Raw genomic sequence first — 6,677 nt, forward strand, 5'->3', positions numbered from 1 at the left:
CGGTGGGTACCACTGCCCGTTTGCCATGGGCGGAGGCTATGCCGTGGTGCGCGCATGTTTTGAGGTCGCGAGTGTGCTTTCGCCCCCGCCGCCCGTACCTGTCCCATCCTCTGGGGGCTGCGCCCCCCCAGAACCCCCGTTTCGCGCTGGACGCGCTCGTCCTCAAACTCCCCCAGAGGGGGGACCCTCAACGGGCTAGAGACCGACCAGCTCTACCTGGACCTCTACCTCTACCGGCGCGTCAAGCGGCAGTACCGCCACTCCGACCGCGCTGCGTGCGTGGACGCCCTTGTCACCCAGTACCTCGCCGAGGAGTTCGCTCGCGCCGTTGATCACCCCGGGCTGCCCCGTGAAGTCCGGCGCCGAGGCGACGAAGCCGACGACCTTCACGACGCGCGCGACCAGGTCGAGGTCACCGGCGACCGACTTGACCGCCGCGAGCGCGTTCAGCGCACACGTACGGGCCAGTTGTTTGGCCTCCTCCGGCGTGACTTCCGCGCCCACCTTCCCGGTGACCGGAAGTTTCCCGTCCACCATGGGCAGCTGGCCCGAGGTGTACACGTACACCCCCGACCGCACGGCCGGCTGGTAGGCGGCCAGCGGCGGCACGACCGCCGGCAGGGTCAGGCCCAGCTCGGCGAGGCGCGCCTCTACCGCGCTCACGCCTTCTCCCGCTTCAGGTACGCCACGAGCTGCTCGGGGTTGTTCGGCCCGGGCACGACCTGGACGAGCTCCCAGCCGTCCTCGCCCCAGGTGTCCAGAATCTGCTTCGTGGCGTGGACGAGCAGCGGCACGGTCGAGTATTCCCACTTGGTCATGGAGGCGACTTTATCCGCTGCCGCCAAGCGCCCCGCGCCCACGTTGTCCACAGCCTCCGGCGTAGGTTCGAGCCGGACTGGTTAGTCTCGAATACGTGAGCAGGTTCCAGGTCGTCAGCGGTAAGGGCGGGACCGGAAAGACCACGGTCGCCGCAGCGCTCGCGCTCGCCCTCGCATCCGAGGGGAAGCGCACGCTTCTCGTCGAGGTCGAGGGCAGGCAGGGCATCGCGCAGCTCTTCGAAACCGAAGTGCTGCCTTATGAGGAGCGGAAGATCGCCGTCGCTCCCGGGGGCGGGGAGGTGTTCGCCCTCGCCATCGACCCCGAGCAGGCACTGCTGGACTACCTCCAGATGTTCTACAAACTCGGGAGCGCCGGTCGTGCCCTGAAGAAACTCGGCGCGATCGACTTCGCCACCACCATCGCCCCCGGCATCAGGGACGTACTCCTGACCGGAAAGGCGTGCGAGGCGGTCCGGCGGAAGGAGAAGAGCGGGCGGTTCGCCTACGACCACGTCGTGATGGACGCCCCGCCGACCGGCCGCATCACCCGTTTCCTGAACGTCAACGACGAGGTGGCCGGCCTCGCGAAGATCGGCCCGATACACAACCAGGCCCAGGCCGTGATGCGCGTGCTCAAGTCGCCCGAGACGGCGGTGCATCTGGTGACACTGCTGGAGGAGATGCCCGTCCAGGAGACCGCGGACGGTATCGCCGAGCTGCGGGCGGCGAAGCTGCCGGTGGGGCGGATCATCGTCAACATGGTGCGGCCCGAGGTTTTGGACGAGGCCGAGCTGGAACTCGTACGGGCGGCCCCGCGCACCGCGCTCGCGCGGTCGCTGTCGGCCGCCGGGCTCGGCGGGGCGCGGCGCGGAGGGAACGCCGAGAAGCTGGTGGACCCCCTGCTGGCCCAGGTCGAGGAGTACGCCGAGCGGTACGCGCTGGAGCACGAACAGCGGTCCGTGCTGGGCGGGTTGGATCTGCCCTTGCACGAACTGCCGTTGTTCGCCGAGGGCATGGACCTCGCAGGTCTGTACGAACTGGCCAACGAGCTGCGGAAGCAGAGGATTTCATGAGCCCGGACCCGCACGACTCCGCCTCCCGCCACGGCCTGTCCCCCGCGCGCGTGCTCGAGGTGGACCCGCTGATCGACGATCCGAGGACGCGGATCGTGGTGTGCTGCGGATCCGGCGGGGTCGGCAAGACGACCACCGCGGCGGCGCTCGGACTGCGCGCCGCCGAGCGGGGTCGGAAGGTGGTGGTGCTGACCATCGACCCCGCTCGCAGACTCGCCCAGTCCATGGGCATCGACTCGCTCGACAACGTCCCGCGGCGGGTCAAGGGCGTTGAGGGTGGCGGCGAACTGCACGCCATGATGCTCGACATGAAGCGGACCTTCGACGAGATCGTCGAGGCGCACGCCGACCGCGAGCGGGCCGCCGCGATCCTCTCCAACCCCTTCTACCAGTCACTCTCGGCGGGCTTCGCGGGCACGCAGGAGTACATGGCGATGGAGAAGCTGGGTCAGCTGCGGGCGCGCGACGAGTGGGATCTCATCGTCGTCGACACGCCTCCGTCCCGGTCCGCGCTGGACTTCCTGGACGCCCCGAAGAGGCTCGGTTCGTTTCTCGACGGCCGGCTGATCCGGCTGCTGACGGCGCCGGCGAAGCTGGGCGGGCGCGCGGGGATGAAGTTCCTGAGCGTCGGGATGTCGATGATGACCGGCACCCTCGGCAAGCTCCTGGGCGGCCAACTCCTCAAGGACGTACAGACGTTCGTCGCGGCGATGGACACCACCTTCGGTGGGTTCCGTACCCGCGCCGACGCCACCTACCAGCTCCTTCAGGCGCCCGGCACGGCGTTCCTGGTGGTCGCGGCCCCTGAGCGGGACGCACTGCGCGAGGCCGCGTACTTCGTGGAGCGGCTGGCCGCGGAGGACATGCCGCTCGCCGGACTGGTGCTCAACCGGGTCCACGGCAGCGGCGCCGCCCAGCTGTCGGCCGAACGCGCGCTCGCCGCCGCGGAAAATCTTGAAGAGCCCCGCATTGTCGATCAGGAGGACGGGAAAGCTGGACTTCGTAACTCCCCCGACCCGTACGGCGGTTCAGATCGTCCGGACCAGACACCCCAGTCACCAGCACCTGAGGCGGACGTCGAGGAACACGTCGAAGGCTCCCCCACCGCCACCGACAGTGACCCGACCGCCGACCCGAGCGAACCCACCGTCCAGCAACTCACCGCCGGCCTGCTCCGGCTGCACGCCGACCGTATGCAGCTGCTCTCCCGCGAGCAGCGCACACGGGACCGCTTCACCGCGCTCCACCCGGAGGTGGCGGTCACCGAAGTCGCCGCACTGCCCGGCGATGTGCATGACCTCGCGGGCCTGCGGAACATCGGCGACCGGCTCGCGACCGACCGGCCAGAGCTGCCGGACCCTCCGGAGACGAGCGACTGAGACGAGATGTCGCTGGGACGAAAAGCTGACGAGACGGCGGTGACCGACCCAGAGGGGCAGTGACCGGCCGAGACGGCTCAGCCCACCGCCATGTAGTTCTCGTACACCTCTTCCTCGTCGAGGGGCAGGATCCCCGCCCCCCGCTCGTACTCCGTACGCGCGGTTTCGAGCAGCCGACGCCACGAGGTGACGGTGGGACGCCTGCGCAGCAGTGCGCGGCGCTCCCGCTCCGTCATTCCTCCCCACACGCCGAACTCGACGCGGTTGTCGAGCGCGTCAGCCAGGCATTCCGTGCGTACCGGACATCCGGTGCACACCGCCTTGGCCCTGTTCTGCGCTGCTCCTTGAACGAACAGTTCATCCGGATCGGTAGTGCGGCAGCCCGCCTGCGCACTCCAGTCGGTTACCCAGCCCATACCGGCGCCGTCCTCTCCCGAATCGAGGCTCCCCCACGGCGGCAGCGGCATATTCACCGCGCCAGTTGAGGACGTTACGGAAGGCGGGCACAGCGCAACACCCCCTTCGGGCCCAATCTTGAATGGCCCGAACGGACTATGGGTAAGCGGCAGATCACCCAGGGGAGTGAGCGACCGACATGCGTGACCATCCCGGCAAAGGGGGACAGTTCAGCTGGGTCACAACGGATACCTCGTGACACACGAGGTCAATCCGGGCACGTACTCCACAAAAATAGTTGGACTACATCCGAAACGATTCCGGTCTGAGGGACGTATTGATACGTGACCTCACAGCTGTGACAGTTGTGAGGAGCTTAGGCCAAGGCCTGTACGTGTGTCCGGCGAATGAGAACGTAGGCTGCCCTTATGCCAAACAAGCGCTCGGGCGGAGGCCTGTCGGTAACGCAGCAGGCCGCCAAGTTCCTCGGTGTCAGCGTGCTCGCGGGAGCCGTCATGGCGGGCATCGCCCTGCCCGCCGCCGGCGCGCTCGGTCTCGCGGCCAAGGGTTCGGTCGAGGGGTTCGACGAGATCCCGGCCAATCTCAAGACCCTGCCGCTGAGCCAGCGCACCACGATCCTGGACGCCAAGGGCGGCCAGCTGGCGACGGTCTACTCACGCGACCGCACGGTCGTCGAGCTCAAGGACATCTCGCCGTACATGCAGAAGGCGATCGTCGCGATCGAGGACTCCCGGTTCTACGAGCACGGCGCGATCGACCTCAAGGGCGTCCTGCGGGCGCTCAACAAGAACGCGCAGAGCGGCGGCGTCGCGGAGGGCGCCTCCACGCTCACGCAGCAGCTGGTGAAGAACGTGTTCGTCGAGGAGGCCGGTGACGACCCGACGAAGGTCGCGCAGGCCCAGCAGCAGACGATCGGCCGCAAGATCAAGGAGCTGAAGTACGCGATCCAGGTCGAGGAGGAGCTGGGCAAGAAGAAGATCCTCGAGAACTACCTGAACATCACGTTCTTCGGCCAGCAGGCCTACGGCGTCGAGGCCGGCGCCCGCCGCTACTTCTCCAAGTCCGCGAAGGACCTCACCCTCCCCCAGGCGGCCCTGCTGGCCGGCATCGTCCAGTCGCCGACCCGGTACGACCCGGTGAACGACCCGGCGGAGGCCACCAAGCGCCGTAACACCGTGCTCAAGCGCATGGCGGAGGTCGGTGACATCTCCCCGCAGGAGGCCGCCGCCGCCCAGGAGAAGCCGCTCGGCCTGAAGGTCAGCGAGCCCAAGAACGGCTGCATCGCGGCGGTCAAGGGGGCGGGCTTCTTCTGCAAGTACGTCGAGAAGGAGTTCCTCGCCAGCCCCGTCTTCGGCAAGACCCGCGCGGACCGGGCGAAGATCTGGAACCAGGGCGGCCTGACCATCCGTACGACGCTGGACCCGCAGTCGCAGGCGTCCGTACAGGCGTCGATCAAGGAACACGTGTACCAGTCGGACTCGGTGGCGACAGCGGTCACGCTGGTCGAGCCGGGCACCGGCAAGATCCTCGGCATGGGCCAGTCGAAGCCGTACGGCTACGGCAAGAACCAGACCGAGATCAACTACTCGGTCGGCAGCGACCGGGGCGGCTCCAACTACGGCTTCCCGACCGGTTCGACGTTCAAGCCGTTCGTGGCGGCGGCGGCCCTGGAGGAGGGGCGCCCGGCGATCCAGCAGTACTCGGCGCCGTACGAGATGGAGTACCCGAGCCCGGTCCAGACGTGCAGCGGCAAGCCGTGGACCAACCTGGAGAACGCGAAGCTGGAGAACGAGAGCGAGTCGGAGAAGGGCCCCTACCGCCTGAAGAAGGCGATGGCGCTGTCGGTCAACACCTACTTCGTGCAGATGATCTCCGACATCGGTCTGTGCCCGGTGATGAACATGACCGACGCACTGCACGTCAGGCAGGGCAACGGCGACAAGCTGCCCGAGGTGCCGGCCATCGCCCTCGGCTCCCGGGGCATCTCCCCGCTGACGATGGCGAGCGCGTACGCGGCCTTCGCCTCCCGGGGCATGTACTGCACGCCGATCGCCATCGAGTCGATCACGCAGAAGGCCAACGGCACGCAGAAGTCGCTGGAGGTCCCGAAGTCGACGTGCTCCCGTGCGATGTCGGAGACGACCGCGGACACGATCAACACCCTGCTCCAGGGCGTCATCGACTCCGGCACCGGTCAGTCGGCCGGCCTCACCGACGGCCGCGACAACGCGGGTAAGACGGGTACGACGGACGAGCGCAAGAACGCCTGGTTCGTCGGCTACACGCCGACGCTGTCCGGCGCCGTCTGGGTCGGCAGCGCCATGCAGAACGTGAAGATGCGCAACATCAGGATCGGCGGCGAATACTACGACCTCGTCTTCGGCGGCAAGGTCCCGGGCCCCATCTGGAAGGACGCCATGACCGGCGCACTCCAGGGCAAGGACTCAGGCAAGTTCAACATCATCCCCATCATCGAGCCGGCCCCCCCGAAGCAGGACGACAACGGCGGCAATGACGGCGACAACGGGGACGACAACGGCAACAACAACGGTGGCGCGACGGTCGGCAACAACGACAACGGCGGCAACACGACGTTCCCGAACCCGACCTTCTCCATCCCCGAGGGCTTCATCCAGGGCAACGGCAACGGCGGCAACAACGGGAACGGCAACGGGGACGGCGGCAACGGAGGGTTCCCGTAGAGGGTCCGCGCGCCGACGTGGAGCGAGTGAGTCGTAGTACGTGAACGGGGTGTCCAACCGCCCGGAACCTGGCGACGGACCCGGGCGTCTTAACCACCGACGGCCGTGTCCCATCCTCCCTTGGCGGAGGCGGAGAGAAATACGCGGGACGCAAAACGCCAGACTCCGCCACCCCGCGCCATGCCCATGCTTTTGCTGAACGCAGTATGGACGCGGACGAAGCCAACGCTCGGCGCTCGGCGCACAACAAGGGGGCTGCCCCTTGCCTCCCGCAGGTCGGGATGCGCC

At 67.8% G+C, this 6,677-nt stretch carries 6 protein-coding genes; 3 read left to right on the top strand and 3 right to left on the bottom strand.

The genetic code is table 11. The features are described from left to right. Positions 1-195: 195 nt before the first annotated feature. Positions 196-663 carry a RidA family protein gene (locus STRTUCAR8_RS00005; protein WP_006373280.1) on the bottom strand — a complete coding sequence of 156 codons (468 nt, stop codon included), beginning with the start codon at positions 661-663 and terminating at the stop codon, positions 196-198. Further along, positions 660-818 (bottom strand): Sp36 family protein, encoded by a 159-nt coding sequence (locus STRTUCAR8_RS51120; protein WP_019063748.1) that lies wholly within the window; start codon positions 816-818, stop codon positions 660-662. Before STRTUCAR8_RS51120 ends, STRTUCAR8_RS00005 begins: the two co-directional genes overlap by 4 nt. Positions 819-913: 95 nt before the next feature. Between STRTUCAR8_RS51120 and bagA the strand changes: the two genes are divergently transcribed. Next, positions 914-1,891 (top strand): ATPase BagA, encoded by a 978-nt coding sequence (gene bagA, locus STRTUCAR8_RS00010; protein ID WP_006373278.1) that lies wholly within the window; start codon positions 914-916, stop codon positions 1,889-1,891. Then, positions 1,888-3,270 (top strand): ATPase BagB, encoded by a 1,383-nt coding sequence (gene bagB, locus STRTUCAR8_RS00015; RefSeq protein ID WP_006373281.1) that lies wholly within the window; start codon positions 1,888-1,890, stop codon positions 3,268-3,270. The genes bagA and bagB overlap by 4 nt, the downstream gene beginning before the upstream one ends. A 77-nt stretch (positions 3,271-3,347) precedes the next feature. On the opposite strand, the gene wblA is transcribed toward bagB, so the two are convergent. Further along, positions 3,348-3,686, bottom strand: coding sequence for a transcriptional regulator WblA (wblA, locus tag STRTUCAR8_RS00020; protein WP_006373279.1), 339 nt, complete (start codon positions 3,684-3,686; stop codon positions 3,348-3,350). Positions 3,687-4,094: 408 nt separating this feature from the next. On the opposite strand from wblA, the gene STRTUCAR8_RS00025 reads away from it, so the two are divergent. Next, positions 4,095-6,389 (top strand): transglycosylase domain-containing protein, encoded by a 2,295-nt coding sequence (locus tag STRTUCAR8_RS00025; RefSeq protein ID WP_006373282.1) that lies wholly within the window; start codon positions 4,095-4,097, stop codon positions 6,387-6,389. Positions 6,390-6,677 lie beyond the last annotated feature (288 nt).

The organism is Streptomyces turgidiscabies Car8, assembly GCF_000331005.1.
Taxonomy (GTDB): domain Bacteria; phylum Actinomycetota; class Actinomycetes; order Streptomycetales; family Streptomycetaceae; genus Streptomyces; species Streptomyces turgidiscabies.